We start from the raw sequence: 26,106 nt of genomic DNA on the forward strand, positions 1-26,106 counted from the left end.
AATTGCCAATTAGTCTCTTAACAACTCCCCCAACACAAAAGTAAATGGTGGTAACAAAATCCGCATTCCACCATTGGTAAAATGTAACCCACCACCAGCCGTAGCCAACAGTAAATTAACACCAGAAAACTCACCATACCAATCAGGAATTTTTACATCCTCTTCAGAAATAGAATTTCCGCTCAAATTCATCGCCACAAATAACCATTTTTCCCCCTCATCACCATGAATTAACACACACCATAAACCATTATTTCTTGAAAATAATAAAGTTCTCACCCCTTCATAAAACAAAGGATGATGAAAGCGAATATTTGCTAATTGGTGAATAATTTTAAAAGTGGGATTATCTTGACTATAAGAAACAAAAGATTGGCGATTAATTGGACCAAAAATCCATACACAACCAGGATTTTCAAACATATCTTCCCGCACATAACAATCATGGCCAATAGTTTCCCCGGTTTCCTGTTTTTGGTGAAAACCTAAAGCCCCAGAATATTCCTGTTCAGTACCCTGATACATATAGGGAACTTGGGGACCCAAAATCAAACAAGCTAAACCGAAATGTAACCTAATTCTAGCTTCCTCTGCATTTCCTAAACGACTTAAAAACTGATGAAAAATTCTGGTAGTATCTTGATTATCCAAAAACATCAAATTATTTTGCCACCCACCAGAATAAATTTCTGAAGGTTCTAAAAAACCACAAAAATAGTCAGCTAAACCTCCCAACCAATGTGGATTATCAAACGAACGTTTCACCGCATAATATGTGGGATAATCAATCATATTAGTGAACTTAGCATCATTGTATTCCAGCACTTCTGCATGGTTACTACCTGCGTGTTCAGCAATCTGTAAAAACTTATTTTTACCTAAAAATTTTGCATATCTATCAATTTCTTCCACACAAGGTTGCCAAAAATCTAAACCAATATGTCGCGCTGAATCATATCGCAACCCATCCACATCTGTTTCTGCAATCCAATATTTTAAATGTTGAATTAATAACTCTCTGACATAACTTGTTTCCGTGCGCCAATCTTCCAAAAAACCAAATAATCTTTGATTGATCATATCAGTATATTCAGGACCATGAAACAAGCAAGTATTCCGTGCTTCTATAGGATAAGGTAAAACCGCCTCTGGATCACCCTGTATATACTTAAATTCCCCTCCAGGAGGACCACCATACTGTTCCCAATTAATACTATCAGTAATGTGATTATTAACCACATCTAAAATTACATAAATATCAACATCATGAGCTTTTTTGACTAATTCCTTGACACAGTTAAGTGTACCCAAACGAGGATCAACCATTAACAGATGAATAGGATGATAACCATGATAACCATCCGGTGCATTTACATAAACTGGACTTAAAATAATAACTTTCACTCCGAGAGATTTTAAATAATCTATCTTTTCAGTTACACCACGAATTGTGCCACCATGACTGGTATAAGGTGAAGCAGGATCATATTTAACTCTACCTAAACCTGCAAGATTAACTTGAGAACTACGGGCAAATCTATCAATAATAATAGAGTAAAATACTCGTGATTGCCAGCTTTTTGGACTAGGTGTAGTTTCCCCCTTTGGTAATGGTCCATAGAGGGGTTTACCATCTACAAAACCCAAAAACGTGGCAGGTATTTCTGTCATACTCTGAGGTGCTTCATCACAAACTAATATACACCTTGATTCTCGACTAGTATATTCATTACCAAAATCATCAATATATCCTAGTCTATATTTATAATCTCCACCATTACCAATAGGCGGTAAAGTTACAGAAAATAATTTAAAACCATTTTCCAAAATTCTTTCACTGTGTGCTGTAATTCTACCAGAATCACTGTATCCTTTTTGATCATGTATTTGATATGCTATTTGTCCTATTTTGGGATTTTTGGACAGGGAAACACCAAAATGAATACATATTTTCTCATCACTTCTAAAAACCCAATTAAAGGGTGCTGTATGATGATCTAAATGCAGTTCACAATATTCATCAAAATAACGCATAAATTTATTTTTCTCCCCCAGATTTTGCTGACTGATGATGTGAGAATGAACAATTAATTGTTGATTATCCAGACTATAACTTCTGCGTAATGTAAATGTAGAAGTGTAACAGTTAAAATTATAACCTCTTATAACTTATAAAACTAAGTAACAACTGAGGATACATGGTAGCATCCTCAATCATACTATGTGAAGCTATCTTACGAGTTAGTAATTTTATCAGATTCTTCTATTGTATTAGCTATTGTAGTAGCTGTAGTATTTAGCCATTGCTCATCCATTTTAGGCATTGACCATTTTTGATCAGATTGCCGAAAATAAAAGTAATTGTATAATAACATAGCAGTGATTAACATAAGTAATCCTTCTAATATCATCAACAAACCGATACCACGACCTTGACCAATTTCTATAATTTGTCCTACTGTACTAGCTAATAAGCCACCATTAGATAACATTGGTTCTAGCATACCATCAGCTAGGGGACTAGCACTAAGATTACCACAAGCTAATCCTAATCCTGTCACTGCTCCTAATAGTGAAAGTACACGACCTTGGACTTTAGGATGTACACTAGTTTGCCAAATTGTATAGTTCGTACTTAAAACAATAGGAATGGTAAAGAAAGATATAAAAAGACCTACTGCTATAGTAGGAATAAAGGGTTTAAACCCAGCAATTATTAAAGCAACACCATTAAGTGCAGAAAATACAAAGAGGGTTAATATAGATTTTTTTCCTCCTCCCCAAATACTCATAAATACACTACCAACTACCATACCACAGCCAGCAATTGACATCACTGTACCAAAAGTTATTGTGGAAGCGAATGATAAAATCAACGGATCAATTAACACCGTAGTCATACCACTAATAAAAAAGTGTAGTGTCATAAATACTAGCAGAATTACCAAGACAAAGTGACCAGAAATACTTGCCCAACCGTAAGCAATTTCCTGGAAAACTGTCAGTCGTTGACTCAAATTATTATCAGAAGATTCAGGTTCAGGAATTTTGATAATAGATAATATTATTAAAGCAATGATATAGCTAGAAAAATCAAGTACTAGTAATCCTTGTAGTTCTATTGCGCCTATTAGTATACCTGCTAAAATTGGTGCTGTTAATTGTCCTACTGCTGTACTTAATTGTATTAAACCATTGGCTCTACCTATTTGATCGTTTTTTACCATCATGGTAACTGCTGCTGATTTGGCAATCATTTGGAAAGAACCACATAGTGATGTGATAAAGGCAGAAATGTAGGTATGCCACACTTCTAAATAATTTGTAAATAGTAGTATTGCTAACGTTAATGTCACTATTGCAGCTACCATATCACTGATGATAATAATAACCTGACGATTCCATCTATCTACTAATGCACCCACTACAGGTGTAATTAATACTCCTGGTAATGTTGTCAAAAATATTACTACACTTAACTGTGTAACTGCGTGAGTATGTTGATATACCCAAATACTCAGTCCAAACCCTGTCAGACGGTTGCCAATTTCTGACAAAGATTGTCCACCCCAGAAGAGAAAAAATGTTCGTATCTCTAGGATGAAGTTAATTAGTTGATGGAAATATCTAATCATATAAACAGTAATGAATGTGGGAATTATAACTCTTTTTATCAATAATCAGTATTTTTTGATGCTAGAGTTGTGATAGCATTATACAACCTCTGGTCAAAAACTGTCTCAAAATTTTTGAATTAGTTATCACCAGTCAGGAGTCAGTAGGGCCGCCGTTGTTGTTTTTGTTGTTGTTGTTTTTGTTCAACCCTACCGCACTCCGCTATTGCCAAGTTGCTACATCTGTTAGTATTTCAGGAATTTGGCCTTGTGATATAGGAAATTCTAATAAAGTTTCTCTAATGCCTAAATAACCTGACTCTGCAAATGATAGTAACATCCTTCTCAATGCAAACCACACATCTGACTCGTATTCCCAATCACTATACCGTTTAGAATGACCTGCAATAGAACGTAATGCCCAAAAGTAGGAATTTCTGACTACAGAACCACCTTTTTTAAATTCTGGTAAGTCTTCATGATATATAAATAATATGTTATTCTCGATTCTAGCTCTCATAGATGATTATCGGATAAATTACAGTTACTAATAAGTATAAGTATTTATATTATATATATTATAAATCCCTGTTCAAAGTTAGCTCTCTATATTTTATGCCTAGACACAATTTACTATACTACTTTTTACTCTTAGGAAATGCTTATAATCAAAAACATTAAGTAATGATTCTAGTGGTCTGTCAGGCTAAAAATTGTGAGTTTGAGGGAAAAGAGAGAGCCTATAAACTATAAACCTCATCTACAAATAGGAAATTGACGTACCATTAGAAATCATAGAAGCAGCCTGCAAAATTCATGGGGATTTAAAAATCAAATGTATACCTATACAAGATGCAGATATTTTAATTGGAGCTACAGCTATTGTACGCGGGTTGAAATTCGTTTCTAATGATACTGATTTATGGGAAGTGGAGAGCATTAACTTAGAAAACTGGCTGATAACTGATCATCAATAATGGGTAATCGCTCCTTTATTAATCTAACATTGACGATTGATCTTAGAAATTCCTGTATTATAATAAAACTTCTAAATTTAGATACCATAATCATGTCCAAGGTTCTTGTTTCCGATCCTATAGATCAAGTTGGCATTGACATCCTTTCCCAAGTAGCAACTGTAGATGTCAAAACTAATCTCAAACCTGATGAACTTAAAGCCATTATTGGTGAATATGACGCGCTAATGATTCGTTCTGGTACTCGCGTTACTGAAGATATTATCGAAGCTGGTACACAGTTAAAAATTATTGGACGTGCCGGAGTAGGAGTAGATAATGTAGATGTTCCTGCTGCCACACGCAAAGGTATTGTAGTTGTTAATTCTCCTGAAGGTAATACTATTGCGGCGGCTGAACACGCTTTAGCAATGATGTTATCTCTATCTCGTCACATCCCAGATGCGAATGCTTCTGTAAAACGCGGAGAATGGGATAGAAAAAGTTTTGTTGGTGGAGAAGTCTATAAAAAGACTCTGGGTGTGGTTGGTTTAGGTAAAATAGGTTCTCATGTAGCTACTGTAGCTAAAGCTATGGGGATGAAACTGTTAGCTTATGATCCTTTTATTTCTGCCGAACGGGCTGAACAATTGGGTTGTCAATTGGTGGATTTAGATTTACTATTCCAACAAGCTGACTATATCACTTTACACATTCCTAAAACCTCGGAAACTACTAATTTAATTAATGCTAAAACCCTGGCATTAATGAAACCTACTACCCGGATTATTAACTGCGCTCGTGGTGGTATTATTGATGAAGCAGCTTTAGCCGCAGCTATTAAGGAAGGTAAAATCGCAGGTGCAGCTTTAGATGTATTTGCTAGTGAACCTTTGGGAGATTCGGAATTGCGATCGCTCACTAAAGACATAATTCTTACACCCCATTTAGGTGCATCCACCACTGAAGCACAAGTTAATGTGGCTATAGATGTAGCTGAACAAATTCGTGATGTAATATTAGGATTACCTGCCCGTTCTGCCGTGAATATCCCCGGACTCGGACCTGATATACTAGCAGAATTGAAGCCTTATATGGAATTAGCAGAAACTTTGGGTAATTTGGTAGGACAGTTAAGTGGTGGTAGAATTGATAGCTTAACTGTGAGACTACAAGGGGAATTGGCCAGCAATAAGAGTCAGCCTATGGTAATTGCTGCTTTAAAAGGACTATTGTATCCAGCATTACGGGAGCGGATTAATTACGTTAATGCTACTATTGAAGCTAAGGAACGTGGTATTAGAGTTATTGAGACGAGAGATAGTTCCGCTAGAGACTATGCTGGTTCATTACATTTAGAAGCAATAGGTACTTTGGGTACACATTCAGTAACAGGTGCATTATTAGGGGACAAAGAAATTCACCTCATAGATGTGGATGGTTTCCCCATCAACGTCCCACCTAGTAAATATATGTTGTTTACCCTACATCGGGATATGCCTGGTATTATTGGTAAACTTGGTTCTTTGCTAGGTAGTTTTAATGTGAATATTGCTAGTATGCAAGTAGGCAGGAAAATCGTCCGTGGTGATGCGGTTATGGCCTTAACTATTGATGATCCTTTACCTGAAGGGATTTTAGAAGAGATTAAGAAATTATCAGGTATTCGAGACGCATACACAGTTACTCTGTAACAGTGAGATACTACGCAGACATAACGCTAAGACTATGGTAATAGGAGTCAAGAGTCAGAATAATTTTGACTTTTGACTTTTGATGAAAATTTGGGATCACAAGTGCGGATGCGATCGCACCAATGATGACTTTTATGTATAATGAAAGAGCGATCAATATCCCAATAATTTGATTACCAACAGGAACAAATTTAATCATTAACCAATAGACATCTTGTGCTAATTAAATGTGCATAACCACCAAACCCTTGTAGGGAAAATTCATGAATTGTCCAGGGGATAATTTTCACTCATAAGTCTAATAACTTTCAACAAAGTCCAAATCTGATTTGGTATTGACATGGATTTTGAGTCAAGATATTTCTAGCAGTATGTGGCCACGCTACGCTATCAGACTATAGCCAAATTAGCTAAAATATAAATCATCATCATACCTCTAAACTTACTTGACCAATGAATACAAAAATCAAACCAGACTGGACTGGACAAACCTTACTTTCGCAAATGGTTAATCTGCTCATCAATACTAAGCCTATATATAGTATTATGAAACAACAAGCTAGGCAAGTAATGATCAAAACTGCGGAAAAAAATGGTATTCCTTGGCGTAAAAATTACGAAAAGCTAGACAAGTCAGGAATTAAAGAAAAACTAGCAGAAATTGTTAATACTAATGTAGTTTATCCCGATTATTACCAAGTTCCTTTTCATGCTTATAGTCAAGGAAATCTTTGTTGGGAGGCTGCTTTTGAAGCTGCTAGTGCTACCTATTCTATGGCATTACGAGTATATCCACAAGAAAATATTACTTGGGAAACTGCACACCGCAGATTAAGATCCAGTTTTCACGAAGTTGTAGGCAATTATGTAACTCAAGAGGTACAAGATATCCTAGATATTGGTTGTTCCATTGGTATTTCTACTTTACAAATACATCGCTATTTTCAACAAAAACAAAAGCATCCAGTCAAAACAGTCGGTTTAGATTTATCTCCCTATATGTTGAGTGTAGCTAAATATTCGGATGTTAATCATGAAATATCTCAATGGTTACATTCTCTAGCAGAAAACACACAATTACCCCATGAATCTTTTGATTTAATCACTCTCCAATTTATCACTCATGAACTGCCAGATTTTGCTAGTAAAGCTATTTTTCAGGAAGTTTTACGTTTATTGCGTCCAGGTGGTTGTATTGCTATCGCAGATAATAATCCTAAATCTCCTGTAATTCAAAATTTACCCCCGGTACTCTTTACATTAATGAAAAGTACAGAACCTTGGAGTGATCAATACTATCTTTTTGATATAGAAGCAAATTTAGACAATATAGGTTTTCAGAATGTCAAAACTTTTTGTACTGATCCTCGACATCGTGCTATTGTTGCCCAAAAACCAAGTTTGTAACAGCAGAAACCAATACCAAAAGGGTGGAGTAACCCCCACCCTTGAACATTTGACGCTAAAAAAAGATTAACGTTTTGCCAGTTTTTTCGCCATTTTACGCAGACGAATTGATTGCGGTGTTACTTCTACTAATTCATCCGGTCCAATATATTCTAATGCCCGTTCTAAGCTCATGTCTACTGGTGCCTGTAATTGCACTAATTCATCACCACCTGATGCCCGATGGTTTGTTAACTGCTTGGTTTTACAAACATTCAATTCTAAGTCTTGAGGACGGTTGTGTTCACCTACTATCATCCCTCTATAAACTTTAGTTCCAGGAGTGATAAAAAATGCACCTCTATCTTCGGCGTTTTTCATGGCGTAGAATGTGGAAACACCTTCTTCAAAGGAAATTAATACGCCTTTATTGCGAGCTTCAATTTCACCGCAAAGGGAGCGATAGTCTAGGAAGCTGTGGTTCATGATTCCTTCACCACGAGTCATCCGCATAAATTCACCACGGAAGCCAATTAAACCACGGGCGGGAATAACAAACTCTAATTGTGTGCGATCGCCTGCGCCGGGCTGCATATCTTGCATTTCGCCTTTTCGTTGTCCCAAACGTTCAATACAGCTACCAACGGAGTCCGCAGGAACGTCTAAAACTAATAACTCATAAGGTTCGCAAGGTTGGCCATTCACTGTGCGGTAAATTACTTGGGGTTGGGAAACTTGGAATTCGTAACCTTCACGACGCATGGTTTCAATTAAGATCCCCAGGTGTAATTCTCCCCGTCCAGATACTAGGAATTTTTCGGGAGAGTCTGTTTCTTCTACGCGCAAGGCCACGTTTGTTTCCAATTCACGGAATAAGCGATCGCGCACTTGTCGAGATGTTACCAGCTTACCTTCTTGACCTGCAAATGGTGAATCATTCACCCAGAAGGTCATTTGTAATGTGGGTTCATCTACCTTAATCAGAGGTAAAGCCAGAGGTTCATTAGGATCTGTAATAGTTTCACCAATATAGGCATCAGCAAAACCAGCTACAGCCACAATATAACCTGCGGTAGCTTCGGCCATTTCTACCCGTCTTAATCCTTCAAATCCCAATAATTTGGTAATTTTACCCTTAACAATATTGCCACTTTCTGTTACTAAAGCTGCTTGTTGTCCAGAGCGGATAGTACCATTATGGATTCTACCAATTACAATACGTCCTAGATATTCAGAATAATCTAGGGTTGTCACTTGTAACTGTAGAGGTTTATTAGGATCTCCCACAGGTGCAGGTACATGACGCAGAATAGCCTCAAATAAAGGCTGCATATCTACCGCTTCATCATCCAAACTTTCTTTAGCGTAACCGCCCATACCGGAGGCGAACAGATAGGGAAAATCACATTGATCTTCATCTGCGCCTAATTCTAGAAATAGATCCAAAACTTTATCAACAGCAACGTGGGGATCAGCTTGTCCTCTGTCTATTTTGTTAACCACAACAATAGGACGTAGACCTTTCTCCAAAGCCTTTTTCAGTACAAAGCGGGTTTGGGGCATTGGTCCTTCATTGGCATCAACAATCAGTAAACAACCGTCAACCATGCCAAGTACCCGTTCTACTTCTCCGCCGAAGTCAGCGTGTCCAGGAGTATCAACAATATTGATCAGTGTTTCTCTATAGCGAACTGCTGTATTTTTAGAAAGAATAGTAATCCCACGTTCCCTCTCCAAAGCATTGGAGTCCATGACGCAATCCGGAACGTCTTCGCCTTCGCGGAAAATGCCGGACTGTTTCAAAAGAGCATCAACCAGGGTGGTTTTACCGTGGTCAACGTGAGCGATAATGGCGACGTTACGAATTGGGAGCGTCATAGATTAGGTAAACTTTAATGTTTTTAGATTAGTAACTAAGTGTTTGGCGTTTGGCTCTTTTATCAGAAGTGGGGATTTTTTGCCAGTTCTGTAATGAACCTTTAATAATTCTAGCGTAATTGTGACAAATATTGTTGTTTTGATAAGAATTAATAAAATATTTTTTCAGGTTTAGGTAAATCCTGTTTTAATTGTTGATAAGTTGGGGATTTTTTAGTAAAAATGTACTAAAAAGTTTAACTTAAACTATAATAGAGTGTGTATGATATTGGATTTGCGAGTGTGATTATGATTGACTGTCTAACTGTATCTCGCTATTTCATTATTAAGGCTTACCAAGAAGGTATAGAAGCAGAAATGACTAACATGAAAGTACAAAATCTGCTTTATTATGCCCAAAGTTTACATTTAGCCATGTATGATCAACCATTATTTCCCGAAGAAATACAAGCATGGCGTTATGGTCCAGTTTGTCCACCTGGCTATAGATTTTACAGCGAATTTGAAGCTAAACAATTACCTATTCCTGATCAAGAATCATTATCAAAAATATCTGAAGATGAAAAACAACTACTAGAAGAAGTATGGGAATATTTTGGTGGTTATCATGCCTATCGTTTAAGTGATATGACTCATTTAGACAAATCAGATTAATGTATATGGAATATATGGTTATTGGGCGATCGCTAGGTCAGTAAAAAGGATATTCCCCGCTATCGCTCTTTTCCTCCTTATTTATTAAGGGTTTCAGCTTGAGTTGACACCAATGAGCATTGTTAAACTCTACCTGTGCATTCCTAATTAACTAAAACCGTTGGTTATTAACACCGTCGACTACGTATCTTTCAAGAATCAAATATTAGTCCCATATCCATATCAATGGTGCATGCTAACATAATTTGTCTTAATAATTAAGGAACGTGAGATTTTTCTAGCTTTTCATTAGTATTGGTACTTGTTTTTTTGAGATTTTTTTCTACTAACATAGGACTATTAGGATTTTGCAGATCAATATAATCTATATTACCTGGATTAAGTTGATCTGCTAAACCTTTCATTTTTGCCATTAACTTAATTTGTTCTGGTAACTTATAACTGGGACTACCCAAATGGAATTTACCTAGTTCTGTGGTGAAAATTATATTTGTGGGATCTCGATAATCAATTTCTTTTACCTGCAACGAACTGTCTGCAATAGCTTGATAAATTTGACTCCAAAAAGGTTTATATTCTCTGGGATCGCCCAAAACTCTTAGCTGAGGTAATTCCAAGTTAGGATTTAGAGATTGATAGATTTTTAAGGGTATTAACTCTCCTTGCTCATCTAACAAATTAAGGTTATTTTGTTGACTATTATTACTACTGATTGCACAAGGTTTACTGGCTGATTTCTTATCAGTCTGACAAGGCTGAGGTTTTTTATATAGTGGTAGTTCAGCGATCGCTACCGGTAGTTTTTCTTTAATGTCAATAATTAAACCTGGTGGAAATAAGCGACGAGTTACGCTTGCTTCAGATATGGTCGGTTTTTTCTTTAAAGATTCCGCAATTTTTCCTGGTTTAATTCTCCATAAAGATTGAGGATAAGACAACGCAATTAAATCATTAACATCTTTTCCTGTTAAAATTTTATCTCCTGATTTAACTACAATTTGTTCTGCATTTTTTAACACCCATATAGGCTGTAATGCTATCCAAAATAACCCAGAAGCTAAACCTGTTACAGCTAAAGTTTGCCAGATATTCTGCATAATTTTGATTTGTCTCTGCCGTTGCAGTTTTTTCCGGCGCTGCCTCAAACTTTTCCGAGAAACTGATAATATACCCGCCATAGCAATTCCTTTTTCTCCTTTTTTATCAATAATAAAAACTAATTATTAATTTTTTCATGATTTGACATCATTTTAATTTACTATCACCAAGTCAAAACCTAAGAAATATCAAAACTATTAGCTATTTTATCATCATAATAAACTCCTGTTATTTGTTCAGTTACTTAGAGGCATTTACCGTCTACCTTTAACGATCAATATTATCTTGAATATCTTGATCTTCATCAGAAAACTTTACTAATAAGGCCTGCAATCTCATACGTTCAATATAAGGCCAACCTCCTTGAGATTCCATATTTTTCAGTAGCGAATATAATCTTTGGCGATTATCTGGTAAACTTTCCTGAAATAGACCATCACGAATTTCTTTGTGTAACTTCTCTAAATGTCTTAACAAATTTAAGAGAGCCATTACATCTCCCTGACAAGATTGAGAAGCGGTACTAACTACAGATGAGATAGTGTCAAGTTGGTGCTTCAAATGTTCTGATATACAATTTTGATTATTGCTCATAAAAGGTTATACTCCATAAAACTTGTTAAAGACAAGGAAATAAAATTGATGAAAAGTTAGTAGAGATGGATGTTTTCTCAATAGATTGGCAAATTATATAGCAATCCTCTGGAATTTGCGAATATATCTCATCATCAATGCTGGGATCACTAGATTTTTCTAGTAGTAAGCAATCTTATTCTGCTATTTTTTAGGAATAAACACTTGATGGTAAGGTAAATGTATCCCTATAGTATTTACCCACCCAAGGGACAATGGGCGTTATAGTTCGTCCTATCAGGGTTATACCCAAAAACTAAAAGCATAGAATAAATACTTATGCTTTTTGAAACTATTAAATATTTATTTTTAACACTGAGGTTGATCATGAAGTATCGCGCTTTAATAGTTGCTTTTTTCGCTTTATGTCTAGGATTCATTACTGCTTGTGGTGATAATACATCTGTAAGTGCCAAGGAGGTACGTACTTATGAACAAATTCGCGGTACAGGATTAGCTAACAAATGTCCACAGTTAGCAGAAACTAGTCGAGGTTTTATTGCTATTGATCCTAGTAAATCCTATAGCGTTAAAGAACTTTGTTTAGAACCAACAAACTATTTTGTTAAGGAAGAACCTGCTAACAAACGTCAAGAAGCTGAATTTGTTCCTGGTAAACTATTGACTCGCTACACTTCTACCATTGACCAAGTACAAGGTAAATTAACTGTTAATCCTGATAATAGCTTTACCTTTACTGAAAAAGATGGTTTGGACTTCCAAGCTATTACTGTAAAACTTCCTGGTGGTGAATTAGTTCCCTTCCTCTTTACTATCAAAAACTTAGTGGCTCAAACACAACCTAACTTAAACAGCATTAATACTTCTACTGACTTTGAAGGGAATTTTAAAGTTCCTTCCTATCGTGGTGCATCTTTCCTAGATCCTAAAGGTCGTGGTGTAGTAAGTGGATATGATAATGCTGTAGCTTTACCTGCTCAATCTGATGATCAAGATTTAGATCGCGCTAATATTAAGCGTGCAGAGATTCTCCAAGGTAAAATTTCCTTACAAGTGGCTAAGGTAGATAGCGTTTCTGGTGAAATTGCTGGAACTTTTGAAAGTGAACAACCTTCTGATACAGACTTAGGTGCTGGCGAACCTAAAGAAGTGAAAATTCGTGGTTTGTTCTATGCTCGCGTTGAACCTCTTGCTTAAATAAACTATCAATCAAAAGTTCAATGATTTAAAAGATTTCAAACATAGAACAACAAAAAAAGTAAGCATAGGAGTAACTCATAAATTATTCTTATGCTTATTCCTATCCTAAATAGGCTTCCTCCAAAAAATATTCTCCTAATGAATGACAGGTAAAAGGTGACAGTTTTAGTCAGGTGGTCTTATCTACTTAAGAAGTGTTGAATGTTAAGATTGTCACCTACCTTCTGCACCCTAAACTTTCACACAACAACGTTGTTTGGGGATTTAGAACAAGCGAACTGCTTGCAGCAGCACTTCGCTATCTCAAATTTCCATTGAGGTATTTAAAAATCCGATAGCGGAGCGTGGTGTTAGTCATAATTACTGATGTGGCACCTGGGTGTGCAAAATGTGGGTTGTAAATATTTATTGTATAATTCCGTAGGTTTTACTTATAGCTTTATAATACAATACGACTTACGCAAGTGTCACATCAAAAATCTGACGTGGTTGGTGAGCTTGTCGAACCACACCCTACTAACGTGCCAGTTGTGTAAGTACTGTACAATTAGCAATTAGCTGAAAAGCTAAAAGAATATATTTAACATCTTAACAAATTAATTGCTTTAAAAAAACCTAAACTACTATGACTACGATCACATCTAATGCTAATGAACTTAAACAGCAAATTACACAACTACTCAAACAATATGAACAATCCCGTTCAGAAAGAGTCCGTAATCAATTAGTGGAACTAAATTTTGGGCTTGTCAGAAAAGAAGCTCTCTATTGGATGAATCAATGTCATGAGAGTTATGACGATTTGCTGCAAGTAGGCTCTATCGGGTTAATTAAAGCAATAGAAAAATTTGAACTTTCTAAGGGTCATGCTTTGAGTTCCTATGCGGTTCCCTATATTCGCGGGGAAATCCAACACTATTTGAGAGACAATTGTGTTACTGTGCCTATCCCCCGTCACTGGGTAACCATTCAACAAAAATCCGTTTTGCTGACTCATTGTTTCCAAGAAAAATACAATCGTCAACCTACAGATGTTGAATTAGCCGCAGGATTAAAAATTTCTGTAGATGAATGGCAAAAAATTAAATTAGCTTGGATAAATCGTAATCCTTTAAGTTTAGATGTAACAATTAAAAATCATGAACAAGAATCTACTTGTTTAAATGAATTAGTTCCAGATCACAATTATCGGAGTTTTCAATTAGCGCAGGAAGACCAGTTACTTTTACAACAAGCCTTAATGCAATTAGAAGAGCGTACTCGTCAAATTCTGGAATATGTCTTTTTACATGATTTAACTCAGAAAGAAGTAGCAGAACAATTAGGTATTAGCATAGTTACTGTTTCTCGCCGTATCAAAAAGGGATTATATGCTTTGAAAAATTTTATATTTGCTGCAAACTAATGTTAGAGTTATATCCGGATCCATTGGTGTCAAATTAAGGTACAGATAGCTTATTTGTTTGGGTGACCTACCCGCCCAGAAATGATAGCGTAGCCTGCCTGGCGTGAGCCATATTTGAGGGTTAATAGCGTGCATTTTACTAAAGTAAACTGAGGTTACAAAGATTTTCATGTAGTATGTAAGGTTGGGTTGAGAAACGAAACCCAACATTTACAAGGGTTTGTTGGGTTTGACCCTCAAACCTTTGATTTATCTGAGTTTTATATTTATTCAGCAAGCCCTAGTTACTAGTGAACAACTGCGTAAACTTGTCACAGTATTAATAAAATGCTCCGCAACTTGGTCTATTTCTTCGGCAGTATTAAACCTACCAATACCAAAACGTACAGTAGCATAGGCTAATTTATCAGGATGCCCTAAAGCCTTTAAAACATAAGAAGGTGCAATATTATGGGAGGAACAAGCAGAACCAGAAGATACTGCGACAATTGGTTGTAAACCTAAAGATAAGGCTGCACCATCTAAACCTTCCACGCTAATATTCAAATTTCCTGCTAGTCGTTTTTGGGGATGTCCATTAAGATAAATTCCCTCGATAGTTGATAATTTTTGCCATAGTCTTTCTCGCAATTGTGTTAACCTTTGATTTTCGGTTTCTTGTTCCAAAATTGCAATTTCTACAGCTTTACCAAAACCAACTATTTGCGGTGTGTATAAAGTTCCAGAACGCATTCCTTTCTCATGTCCTCCTCCATGCAATTGTGCAGCAAGTTTGACTTTAGGGTTACGTCTTCTTACATATAAAGCCCCAATACCCTTGGGACCATAAACTTTATGGGCTGTTAAAGACATCAAATCAATATTCGATTCTTCCACATTTAAAGGAATTTTACCAATGGCTTGGGCTGCATCTGTATGAAAAAGAATCTCTTTTTCATGGCATAATTTACCAACTTCTGCTAAAGGTTGTAAAACTCCAATTTCATTATTTGCCGCCATGACAGATACTAAAATTGTATCAGGACGCAGGGCTTTTTCTAATTGTTCTAAATCTATAAAACCTTGTTGATTAACTGGTAAAATTGTGACTTCAAAACCAATACTTTTTAAATATTCACAAGGGTCTAAAACCGCTTTATGTTCTGTTGCTACTGTAATAATATGTTGACCCTTGGAAAAATAGGCTTCTGCTACACCTTTAATAGCTAAATTATTCGCTTCTGTTGCACCACTGGTAAAAACAATTTCTTCTGGTGTAGCATTAATACTACTAGCTAAAATTTCCCGGGTTTTTCTCACTGCTGCTTCTGACTCCCAACCATAAATATGACTTACACTAGCTGCATTACCAAACTTTTCTGTAAAGTAAGGAATCATTGCATTTAAGACTCTTTCATCTAGGGGTGTGGTAGCATGACAATCAAGGTAGATGGGACGATTAGACATAACTTAACTCGACAATTAATTCAACAATTAACTCAATATTTGACCTAATTTTTTTAAGATTTTTATAATTTGATAAAGTTCATTTTGTTGACAATGCAAATTGAATCTATGCGATAAAGCATATCTAGGTTGATCTTTTTTTGGGGAAGTTTGATAAATTGAACATCTTCTCCATTCATTACTAATGCATATAGAGGACAATTAGCTTTAGTATTAGCCAACATATAAGTTAGTGCTTGAGGTATAGCTTTAGCTAGGGAAAACGCAGCGGTTTTAGATTCAATTACTAATAACCATAACTAACTGTTGCTGTATAACTAAAACATCAATTCGGCCTCTGATTATTTCTCCTTCATCTTCTGCTGAAATTTATACTGATAGTTCACTTCTCACAAAAAAGGTTCACCATAAAACCCGGTTAAACTTAGTAGCGGAGATAAGACTACTACCACAGAGCGGAAGTCATGCATTCAAAACGAAGACAGTATAGGCTTTTAGACGATTTAGAATGGTTGGTTTATTTACGCCAAGCTGTACTACTAATTTTACGGTTTCTTCTGATAAAGGAGGATTCTTAACTAATCGGAGAAAATGCAATTTTACTGTGTCTAGATATTCTCTCTGTAAATCTGTAATTTCTGGCAGATTTTCGTACCATTCAGGAAGTAGTATATCATTATCTACCTGTTTTAGTCCAAATCTTTTTTCTAAATAGCCAAGACCTACATTTTTCGCTTAAATGAACTGAATCATATTGATACAATAGATAAAGGTATCACTCCTATTATTATAAGGTCTGAATCATGATCTTATTTTATTCACAGGAGTAAATTACACAAACTTAAAAATAATTAACAATTTTTAACGGTTCTACCGTACTTGTTATACTAAATCACCAGTCTCCAGTCTGAATGAGAAAACAGAGTAAAAAGGTAAACTTTATAATAATGTTCAAAATTTATGGCTTATTTCTTATGTATAGTAAGCCTTCCGAGATTTTTTGGGGCTTATTTTGGATATTAGTCTCAATTCTATCTTTACGCGATATTTATTTACCAGTTAATCATATCTGAGGATAGCTAATAGCTACCCAAAACAATAATGTTTTTTCACATCACTAATAATTTCCCAAGTACAACTCATACCCGCAGGAAATGTTACTAAGTCTCCTTTAGCCATTCTTACAGGTTTTCCCCCATTAGGAGTGACAATCACATCACCAGTCAAAAAGTAACAAGTTTCTTGTTCGTCATAAACCCAGGAAAATTTAGATGCTTCCTTTTGCCAAACTGGCCAGTTCTCAATACCTAACTCTTCGATAACTTCTTGACTTGGTTGATGCTGAATTTTGATTTCCATGACTCCCTGTTATTCCTATTTAGCAGTAAGATTGAATGTCTTGTCCACACTCATCTACTAAATAACATAATGCCCGAAAACGCAACCCTACAAACTGCTCATACAGAGGATTTAATTTACACAAGGGTGGAATATGACCAATTTTACGACCAAAAATTACTATATCACGTTCAAATGGACATTGAGCGGGAATTAATTTGGCGATAAAATGCGCGAATTGTGCATCTTTGACTTCTATCCCATCACACCAATTACGTAATTGTTGCAGGAGGTTTAATTTAACTTGTAACTGGTTCACCAGTTCTTGCATTTCTCCTATAGCAGTAATTAATGTGGGGAGAATTAGAGATTGAGTATTTGTTTTGATCATGGCGAAAATCCTCTTTTGACGAATGTTTTACGAATGTCATTAAACTCGGTACAGCTATATCTAGCTTGTTACCATCTAACTTATCTTTACTTCTTTTATCTGTGAATAATTGATATTTAATCCTGTCTTCTCCCTGAAAACTGTTCACATGAATACAAAATACCAAAGAAAATCTAAAAGTGGTATAAATTCCCTTTATAAATTTTTTATATTTTATATAATTTTCTCATATATTAAATTTCTATTTTTAATTATTGGAAAGTAAAGAAAATCTTATATATAGCAATTCTCTTCAGATCCCTGACTTCTCCAAGAAGTCGGGGATCTTTACATCTTATCTAAAAGCTAAAAAAAGGGGGACAAACAAAAATTTGCCTCTTGATATCGCCGAAAAAACCTGTTGCAATAATTTTGATCAGGAAGAGCTATGTTTAACACATAAATAAAACAAATTAAAACAAGTCAATACAATACTCTATCTCTGATTAATTCTTACCTAATATTAAGCGTAGTTAATAGACTGCATAATTCAGCAAATCCGTCTATTTCAGAGGATTGGGTGATATAGTTGGGTTTATGCGTTAAATAGTCTAAATACTTGTATATATTAGCGACACCAACAGAAAGAGGAAAATAATCTGAATTGAAAAGACTTTCATCATTAGGACTATCGCCCACAGTAATGACCTGTTGGGGAGAGTATGTGGGAAAATATTGAGACAAAACTTTTAATAAACCAGTAGCTTTATCCTGATTTTCAGGTTTAATATGACACTGTACATTACTATAGGTAAAACCCCAACCCATATTTTGACAAAGATCAGCCAGAGTTTTGATTTCATCAGGTGTGAGGGACGCAACATCAAAAGTCCAATCAGTGACTCGAAATTGATTATCAGCAGATTCTCGGATTTGAGGGAAGTAACTTTGTAGTTTATTAAAAGCTATACTCAAATTTTGACGATGTTTGTGTATATCACCAATAGATGTCAAAATTACAGAATCGGAACTTGCTGATGGATAGAATAAACCGCCATTTTCAGCTATAGCACCAATTACAGGCATCAGGCTGCTAATAGCACTAACCCAGCCTGCCGAACGTCCAGTAATAATTAAAACTGGAATGTGGGCGATCGCTAACTGCTCCAAACTTTTTAGTAGTATAGATGTAAATTTTCCATGATTAGTCAAAGTACCATCCATATCAGTTGCGACTAGGCAATTATCGTATAAAGTCGAAATTGTTCCAGAAGAAACCTGTTGTATATTTATCAGATGATTCCTAAGATCCTGCATAGGTTTGAACATTACTAAAATCTCCTGCAAATCTAAGAAATATTTATATTACATTAGTTTCCGATGGAAAAGTTAGCCATCGTCAAGATCAAGAACTGATTATTTCAGGTTGTAAATTAATGATCTCGTTTATTTTGAGCATCGCGAGTTAATAAACCATCTTCCATTTCCACAATTCTATCAGCTATATCTAAAATTCGGTTATCATGGGTGACTAGTAAAATAGCTGTTTCCTGTTCCTTAGCTAAACGTTGCATGATTTCTACTACATCACGTCCTGATTGTTTATCTAGTGCGGCTGTAGGTTCATCTGCTAATACTAGAGGAGGATGATTAACTAATGCACGAGCGATGGCTATTCTTTGTTTTTGTCCACCAGATAAATTATCTGGATAGTAATTAACTCGCTCTTGCAAACCTACTGCTTTTAACATATTTTCTGATTTGTGAATGGCTTCTTGTTGGGAAACATAATGATTTAATTCCACAGCCATTTGTACATTTTGTCTAGCAGTTAAAAAGCCCAATAAATTATGAGCTTGGAAAATATAACCAATATTACGGCGTAACTGTACTAGTTTATGTTGACTAGCACCATATAATTCATTTCCTAAAAACTTTAAACTTCCTTCTTGTACTGATCTTAAACCACCAATTAGACTTAATAAAGTAGTTTTACCTGAACCAGAAGGACCAGTCATAATTACAATTTCACCTGGATATATTTCCAAATTAATATCAAATAAAATTTGTTTTCTCAGACTACCTCTACCATAATAATGGTTAATATTGCTAATGGATATTATTGGTTCTTTATTGTTCATAAGTTTACCTTTATTATGTAGGATTCAGGAGATTAAGGAGTTAGAAAAATGATATTTTACCCAATCACCAATCACCAAATTAAAAAATATCTGCCGGATCAGCAGAACTTAATTTACGAATAGCAATCATCCCGGAAATAAAACACATTAAAATAGTTAATACTATTACCATAATAGCTCTATCATAACTCATAATTATAGGTAAAAGTGTAGCATCTCTAGCAACATGATAAAGAAATAAAGCACAGGCAAATCCTGGTAAATAACCAATTACTGCTAATAGAAAAGCCTCTTGTAAAATCACCACTAATAAATAATTTTGTGTGTAACCTATAGCCTTTAAAGTAGCATATTCCGATAAATGATCTGTTACCTCTGTATACAAAATTTGATAAACAATTACAGTTCCCACAATAAAACCCATAATTGTTCCTAAAGTAAAAATAAAACCAATAGCTGTACTACTTGCCCAATAATTTCTTTCAAAATCAATAAATTCTGCTTTGGTGAAAACATTAACATCTGTGGGTAAATAACTTCTTAATTGTTGGGCTACTTGGTTAGCATCTGCACCTGATTTTAACTTAATTATGCCAATATCAATTAACCCCCTTTGCCGATTTGTAAAAATTCTAAAAAAGTTGACATCGCTGGTAATTAAGTTACCATCTGCTCCGAAAGACGCACCTAAAGTAAATAATCCGGCTACTTTAACCTTACGTCTTCTTACTTCTGCTGTTACTAATTCCCCTTGATTAAAACTATCAGCAATTGGTCCATATTCCGTTCGGGAAGAACGATCATATAAAACTACATCAGGTAATTTTAATTTATCAAGATTTTCTTCGACTCCTGGTAAATTAAACACATTAACTTCTGGATTCATGCCAAAAATTAAAATACTTCGAGGACGGCCTGTAACTGGATTGCGCCAACTTGTATAGTCTAAATAAATCGGATGTACTGATTTAACTTGGGGTAAATCCAATGCTTTGTATAGTCGTCTTTGAGAAAAGGTTTTCATGGATAAAACAGCATTAGATTGGCTGTTAATTAAAACTACATCACCTATTAAACTGCTGTGCATTCTCACGTTACTGTAATATAATGCATCCCTAAAACCTAGCTGCATGAACATTAAAATATCTGCAAAAGCAATACCTGACAAAGCTACCGCTAGGCGAGTTTTTTCCCTTGTCAGTTGTAGCCAAGATAAAGGTATTTTTGGACTCATTTTTTAACCTTATTGTTTAATCTTTGTGAGCATCAAATTTATTAATAACCAATTACTTATAATTAGAATCTTGGTTAATTTCCACTGTAACTTTAGCGTTTGTTAAGCCAGAAACTTGCTTGTTAAATTGTGGAGAAAGTCCAATTTTTACTTCAATCACTCTGGCATCAACATCGGCTGCTGGATCGTTATTTAAAACATCTTTTTTGCCGATTTTTCTACCAATTTCTACTACTTTACCTTTCAATTCTCCTGTAAAAGCACCATTATCACTTGTGATAGTAGCTGTTTGACCAATGCGAACTTTACTAATACTATCTTCAGGAATTTCAGCTACTACAAACATTTCATCTGTTTGCCCAATTTCTGCTATGCCATTAGTTCCCATCATTTCACCTGATTTTGTGTGAATTTTCAGTATTTCTCCAGGAGTTGGGGCTTTGACGTAGCTTTGTTGTAGTTCTGCTTGGGCTTTTCTTACTTGTGCTAAAGCGTTAGTAACTTGGGCTTGAGCTACTTGGGCATTTAAGGGACTAACTGTTAAAATCCGGCTTAATCTGGCTTTTTCCTCTTCTATTTGTCTTTGTAAAGTAGCAATAGTTTTATCTCTATTTACTTTAGCTTCTATAAGTTGTTGTTGTAAAGTGGCAATAGTTTTCATTTGTGTAGCTCTAGCTTGAGCTATTTGCTGTTGAATTGTTCCTATTGCTTGCTTTAAATTAGCTTGACTTTCTTTTAACTGTTGTGTAGCAGTATTAGCGCTTAATCGGCGGCGATCGCGTTCCTGTTGAGAAATTGCCCCTTCTTGGTATAAAAAATCATAACGTCCCGCATCTACTTGGGCGTTACGTTCTTCTGCTCTAATTCTAGCTATGGTAGCTTTTAAAGAATCTCTTTGTCCTACTAATTCGGCTTCTAAACGGTTAATAGTTGCTTGTTGGGCAACTTTTTCACCACTTAATTCTGCCGCAATTCTCTCAATTCCCGCTTGTTGAGCTTGTTTTTCACCATTTAATTGAGCTTGTAATCGGGCAATTAGCATTTTTTGAGCTTGAATATCTTTAGGAGGTCCAGCTTTTACTTGAGCTAAATTAGCACGAGATTCTATGAGTCTGGATTTAGCCTCTTCTAATAAAGCTATGTTACTATCACGATTATCTAAAATGGCCACAATTTGACCTTGTTGAACTTTTTGCCCCTCTTTAACTAATATTTGTTGTACTCTTGTACTTCCAGAGATACCCGCAGGAGCAGAAAGTTTGATAACTTCTCCTTTTGGTTCTAACCTACCTATGGACGTAATACTATTAGGAACTGGGGCAATAGATACAGAAGAAGTTAACTTTTTTAGCTGTTCCATTTTAGCTGTAGCTAATAATCCTACGGCAATTGCTACCGGTAAACCTACCGCAATTGCTAACCAAATTTTTGGTTGTTCAGATATTTCTATAAATTTTGGTTTTTCTTTCACCCTCGACATAGTATTTTACCTATTTATCTAAATTTTGGTGAGCAAATTACAACATTTGCAAAATTTACTGAAGCAATCTATTAGTCGAGTAAATTAAATGTTGAAAATTTGGGTGGGAAATTTGTAAATTGTTACTCAATTATCCAGCTTGATGCACTATGAAAAAATACTTGTAACACTTAAAAACTTACTTTTCATATTTTTAGGTAATGTTTTTTGCTGAGGTTTTGATTATCTATTTTTTACATTCCTTGTGTAATTAGGTATTGGTTATACAGTAAATCTAAAGCTGATTAGTTTATGTATTAACATTAGCTTTTTTGTGGCAAGGTATCTGTGGTGATAACTTGAGATAAATTCTATATTTATTCGTTAAAATAAAACGTAACGGAACTTACAAAGATAAATATCCCCTATTGTCGGGGTTTATTAATAGACATCTGGTGAAAATTAAATATGCGTTTTCTATAACCCTTGTAGAGACATTCTATAGAACGTCTCTACATTAATTACTGAATATGTCTAATTTTGTGGGGGTTTAGCATTGCTAAACCCCTACTGACTCCTATTATTAGGCTGGTAAGTCAAATAATACTTTAGTCATGTAATTTTCTGCCCAGTCTACACCAAATGCTTTTTCTAAAACTCGACGGGTTTTATCATTCTGTTGTTGTTTGGTACAATAATTTTTTTGTCCAGCAATAACTTCTTGCATTTCTAATTCTGTAATTGGTTGAGAAGCGATCGCTTGACTACAATGAATCTCTAAAAATGATTCTACATGATTTAAAAACCATGTTTCTTCTTCTACTGAACTGGGACGCACAAATATACAAAAGTCAGAAAAAATGTTGCCCCATTCTGGTAATTCACGAGGTTGGGAAAAATTTGGTACAGTTAATTTACTAAGTTGAGTATTATAACCTTCTGGTAAAATACGTTGTAAATTTACAGGAGAAAGATCAGCGATCGCTGCACTAATTTGTCCTCTTCCTCCCACTAAATCAGAACCAAACATAGGTATATTATATTCAGGATGGGGAAACATTACACAATGCAAGATATCTAACATATTGCCAACTCTTGCTAATTCTAAGTGCATTTTGCGGAATTGTTTACTTTGATAACAACGGTTTTCTATGACTAATTTTTCCCCTTCTAATTTACCTTCTACATAGCCTAATTCTGCTGGTAAATGATAAGGTGATAAATCTAAATGTTTATGCCAAACAGACTCAATACAATTAGCTAGTTGGCAAATTAAAGGATGTTGTTGTTCACGCAAAGAAATTGAAGACATATTTTTTCTATAATGCAATTTCTCTAGTTTACTCATTTACAGCCCCATAAAATTATCAAATTATGTATATTCAGATCCCCGACTTCTTGAAGAAGTCGGGGATCTAAAACTTTCTATATTGCGTATATATGGACTTCATTTTTATATTAGCGCATTATATTAAAAATAATCACATCCTCATTTGTTAGAGAAGTGGAGGATCTAACTCTTGTAGATAAGTAAGGTAATATTATATTCATGGATGTTTTTAACACTACTCATGTTTTCCTATGCTATTTAATTTTTTTCCAGGTTTTACAGGTTTTACAGGTTTTAAAAGTTATGAATTTTCTACTCCTGATATAATTCCTAGTTGGTATATAGTTTATGGACATGATGAAAAATTAAACGATATAGCAAAAAATTGTCTTTATCAAAATCAACAATTGGCAGTTATTTCTCCCTATCAAAATATAGCATTCAGTCCTAATCAAAGATTTATAATTATTGGCGATATTTGGTTAAGCAATAGAACAGAATTATTAAATACATTAACATTAAATCAAGAAAATATTACCAATCAAGAAATAATTGCCCAACTTTGGGAAAAACATCATTCTCAATGTTTAAATTTATTAGTGGGAATGTTTGCTTTAGTAATTTTCGATAAACAAACTCAAGAATTATGCTTAATAAGAGATCCTATAGGTGGTAAAAATATATATTATACTCTCAATCATAAAACTTGTTATATTGCCCCAAAATTAAGAAATCTATCACCTTTTCATCAACATAATATAGATATTATTGCATTACGAGATTATTTATGTTGTGCATTTGTTCCAGGTTCAAGAACATTATGGAAAAATGTTAAAGAAATACGTCCAGGTACATTGATAAAATTACCATCAGAGCAAATTTTTGAATATTGGCAATTACAGGAAAAAGTGTTAGATTTTGACCAAGATATAAACTGGTATGGTGAAAAATTGCGAACTTTATTAGAGCAAGTTGTCAAAGAATATTTACCATTAAATCAGCCAGTGGGAGTATTTTTATCTGGAGGGTTAGACTCTAGTAGTATTACAGCATTAGCGGCAAAATTGCATAATCAAAAAATTCATACTTATTCCATTCATTTTGGTGCAGAAACTGCTAATGAATTAGAATTTTCTAGTTTAGTTGCAGCACATTGTCAAACAGAACATCATATTTTAGAAATTACTTTTGATGATATGTGGAAACATTTATTAGCAACTATGATGTATTTAGATGATCCGATTGGAGATCCTTTAACAGTGCCAAATTTATTAGTAGGAAAATTAGCTAAAAATGATGTGGATGTAATTTTAAATGGGGAAGGAGGAGATCCTTGTTTTGGTGGTCCTAAAAATCAACCTATGTTAATTAACAGTTTATATGGTTATGTGAATAATCAAGATATTTTATCAGCTTATTTGATATCTTTTCAAAAATGTGCATCTGATTTGCCACAATTATTAAACCAGGAAATTTGGACAAGTTTAAAAGATGTAGATTCTGTATTTATAGATGATTTACAGGCAGAGGTTAATTATTTGAATAAGTTCATGATGTTGAATATTAAATTTAAAGGTGCAGATCAGATTTTAACTAAGGTAAATAATTTAACACAAGCTAATAATTTGCTAGGGTTATCACCTTTATTTGACCAAAGAATAGTAGATTTTAGTATGCAAATTCTTCCAGAATATAAACTTTCTGGAGTCGAAGAAAAGGCGGTTTTAAAACAAGCAGTGAGGGATATTTTACCAGAGAAAATTATTTATCGTCCTAAAAGTGGGATGATGGTCCCTGTAAAATTAGGTTTTCGCAAATATTGGCAAAAACAAGCCAGGAAATTATTATTAGATAAAAATAGTATGATTGCTAATTATATTAATTATGAAGTTTTACACAGTTGGTTAAATTTTCAAGGTGACATTTGGGGAAGATATGGTGTTAAGCTGTGGTTATTAGTTAGTTTAGAAATTTGGTTACAAGGGAATAAATAAACATTGTAATTAAATAGGACTTATGCAAGTGTCACACTAAAAAATCTGTAATTAATTTAGAGTGTGGTTTAAAAGTCCTGTAAATCTTAAAATATCAGTAAAAAAATTAAAAAATAGGCAGGTGGAAAATAATCATCCTATGGGGGCAATTTTTATGGTAGAAATTTAAGCAAAAAGATCCCCGACTTCTTGAAGAAGTCGGGGATCTGTACCTTTGGTTAGTAAAATAGAATTTTGCCAATCTTCAATATGTTTAATGTAATAGTTCAGTTTGATAAACTTTGAATTTTTCAGACAAACCTAAAATATCACATT

At 34.7% G+C, this 26,106-nt stretch carries 20 protein-coding genes; 6 read left to right on the top strand and 14 right to left on the bottom strand.

The features are described 5' to 3' along the window. Window positions 1-9: 9 nt before the first annotated feature. The 3 genes from H6F32_RS00755 to H6F32_RS00765 form a co-directional block, all read right to left on the bottom strand. The gene (locus H6F32_RS00755; RefSeq protein WP_190367420.1) at window positions 10-2,034 is read right to left on the bottom strand and encodes an alpha-amylase family glycosyl hydrolase; all 2,025 of its coding nucleotides are present in this window, start codon (window positions 2,032-2,034) and stop codon (window positions 10-12) included. A 200-nt stretch (window positions 2,035-2,234) separates the two neighbouring features. Further along, on the bottom strand, window positions 2,235-3,635 hold the full coding sequence (locus H6F32_RS00760; RefSeq protein WP_190367421.1) for an MFS transporter: 1,401 nt from the start codon (window positions 3,633-3,635) through the stop codon (window positions 2,235-2,237). A gap of 202 nt (window positions 3,636-3,837) precedes the next feature. Beyond that, complete coding sequence (locus H6F32_RS00765) at window positions 3,838-4,134, bottom strand: hypothetical protein (protein ID WP_190367422.1); 297 nt, start codon at window positions 4,132-4,134, stop codon at window positions 3,838-3,840. Between the two features lie 549 nt (window positions 4,135-4,683). On the opposite strand from H6F32_RS00765, the gene serA reads away from it, so the two are divergent. Next, complete coding sequence (gene serA, locus H6F32_RS00770; RefSeq protein WP_190367423.1) at window positions 4,684-6,264, top strand: phosphoglycerate dehydrogenase; 1,581 nt, start codon at window positions 4,684-4,686, stop codon at window positions 6,262-6,264. A gap of 453 nt (window positions 6,265-6,717) precedes the next feature. Then, window positions 6,718-7,671 carry a class I SAM-dependent methyltransferase gene (locus H6F32_RS00775; protein ID WP_190367424.1) on the top strand — a complete coding sequence of 318 codons (954 nt, stop codon included), beginning with the start codon at window positions 6,718-6,720 and terminating at the stop codon, window positions 7,669-7,671. A gap of 66 nt (window positions 7,672-7,737) precedes the next feature. Here H6F32_RS00775 and typA read toward each other — a convergent pair whose 3' ends face one another. Next, window positions 7,738-9,528, bottom strand: a complete 1,791-nt coding sequence (gene typA / locus H6F32_RS00780) for a translational GTPase TypA (RefSeq protein WP_190367425.1) — start codon at window positions 9,526-9,528, stop codon at window positions 7,738-7,740. 288 nt (window positions 9,529-9,816) lie between these two features. Between typA and H6F32_RS00785 the strand changes: the two genes are divergently transcribed. Then, entirely contained in the window at window positions 9,817-10,182 is a 366-nt protein-coding gene (locus tag H6F32_RS00785; RefSeq protein WP_199294429.1) for a Panacea domain-containing protein, read from the top strand. 257 nt (window positions 10,183-10,439) lie between these two features. On the opposite strand, the gene H6F32_RS00790 is transcribed toward H6F32_RS00785, so the two are convergent. Both H6F32_RS00790 and H6F32_RS00795 read right to left on the bottom strand, forming a co-directional pair. Continuing rightward, window positions 10,440-11,360 carry a cell division protein FtsQ/DivIB gene (locus H6F32_RS00790; RefSeq protein WP_190367426.1) on the bottom strand — a complete coding sequence of 307 codons (921 nt, stop codon included), beginning with the start codon at window positions 11,358-11,360 and terminating at the stop codon, window positions 10,440-10,442. A gap of 187 nt (window positions 11,361-11,547) precedes the next feature. After that, window positions 11,548-11,874: a hypothetical protein gene (locus tag H6F32_RS00795; RefSeq protein WP_190367427.1), complete on the bottom strand. Its 327-nt coding sequence runs from the start codon at window positions 11,872-11,874 to the stop codon at window positions 11,548-11,550. Window positions 11,875-12,240: 366 nt separating this feature from the next. Here H6F32_RS00795 and H6F32_RS00800 point away from each other — a divergent pair, with 366 nt between their 5' ends. Both H6F32_RS00800 and H6F32_RS00805 read left to right on the top strand, forming a co-directional pair. After that, window positions 12,241-13,071: a photosystem II manganese-stabilizing polypeptide gene (locus H6F32_RS00800; protein ID WP_190367428.1), complete on the top strand. Its 831-nt coding sequence runs from the start codon at window positions 12,241-12,243 to the stop codon at window positions 13,069-13,071. 628 nt (window positions 13,072-13,699) lie between these two features. After that, window positions 13,700-14,479, top strand: a complete 780-nt coding sequence (locus H6F32_RS00805; protein ID WP_190367429.1) for a sigma-70 family RNA polymerase sigma factor — start codon at window positions 13,700-13,702, stop codon at window positions 14,477-14,479. A gap of 270 nt (window positions 14,480-14,749) precedes the next feature. Here H6F32_RS00805 and H6F32_RS00810 read toward each other — a convergent pair whose 3' ends face one another. The 8 genes from H6F32_RS00810 to H6F32_RS00845 form a co-directional block, all read right to left on the bottom strand. Next, window positions 14,750-15,925, bottom strand: a complete 1,176-nt coding sequence (locus H6F32_RS00810) for a cysteine desulfurase family protein (protein WP_190367430.1) — start codon at window positions 15,923-15,925, stop codon at window positions 14,750-14,752. A 1,086-nt stretch (window positions 15,926-17,011) separates the two neighbouring features. After that, window positions 17,012-17,284 (bottom strand): cupin domain-containing protein, encoded by a 273-nt coding sequence (locus H6F32_RS00815; RefSeq protein WP_190367431.1) that lies wholly within the window; start codon window positions 17,282-17,284, stop codon window positions 17,012-17,014. A 19-nt stretch (window positions 17,285-17,303) separates the two neighbouring features. Then, window positions 17,304-17,654, bottom strand: a complete 351-nt coding sequence (locus H6F32_RS00820) for a Mo-dependent nitrogenase C-terminal domain-containing protein (protein ID WP_190367432.1) — start codon at window positions 17,652-17,654, stop codon at window positions 17,304-17,306. Between the two features lie 492 nt (window positions 17,655-18,146). After that, entirely contained in the window at window positions 18,147-18,962 is an 816-nt protein-coding gene (locus H6F32_RS00825; protein WP_190367433.1) for an HAD family hydrolase, read from the bottom strand. Between the two features lie 104 nt (window positions 18,963-19,066). After that, on the bottom strand, window positions 19,067-19,774 hold the full coding sequence (locus H6F32_RS00830; protein ID WP_190367434.1) for a DevA family ABC transporter ATP-binding protein: 708 nt from the start codon (window positions 19,772-19,774) through the stop codon (window positions 19,067-19,069). A gap of 79 nt (window positions 19,775-19,853) precedes the next feature. Then, complete coding sequence (gene devC, locus H6F32_RS00835; protein WP_190367435.1) at window positions 19,854-21,008, bottom strand: ABC transporter permease DevC; 1,155 nt, start codon at window positions 21,006-21,008, stop codon at window positions 19,854-19,856. Window positions 21,009-21,060: 52 nt separating this feature from the next. Beyond that, window positions 21,061-22,488 carry an HlyD family efflux transporter periplasmic adaptor subunit gene (locus tag H6F32_RS00840; protein ID WP_190367436.1) on the bottom strand — a complete coding sequence of 476 codons (1,428 nt, stop codon included), beginning with the start codon at window positions 22,486-22,488 and terminating at the stop codon, window positions 21,061-21,063. A gap of 562 nt (window positions 22,489-23,050) precedes the next feature. Next, window positions 23,051-23,779 (bottom strand): phycocyanobilin:ferredoxin oxidoreductase, encoded by a 729-nt coding sequence (locus H6F32_RS00845; protein WP_190367437.1) that lies wholly within the window; start codon window positions 23,777-23,779, stop codon window positions 23,051-23,053. A 269-nt stretch (window positions 23,780-24,048) separates the two neighbouring features. Here H6F32_RS00845 and H6F32_RS00850 point away from each other — a divergent pair, with 269 nt between their 5' ends. Further along, window positions 24,049-25,791: an asparagine synthetase B gene (locus H6F32_RS00850; RefSeq protein WP_190367438.1), complete on the top strand. Its 1,743-nt coding sequence runs from the start codon at window positions 24,049-24,051 to the stop codon at window positions 25,789-25,791. The last annotated feature ends 315 nt before the right edge of the window (window positions 25,792-26,106 follow it).

The sequence above is a fragment of the Anabaena sp. FACHB-1237 genome (assembly GCF_014696225.1).
Classification (GTDB): Bacteria; Cyanobacteriota; Cyanobacteriia; order Cyanobacteriales; family Nostocaceae; genus FACHB-1237.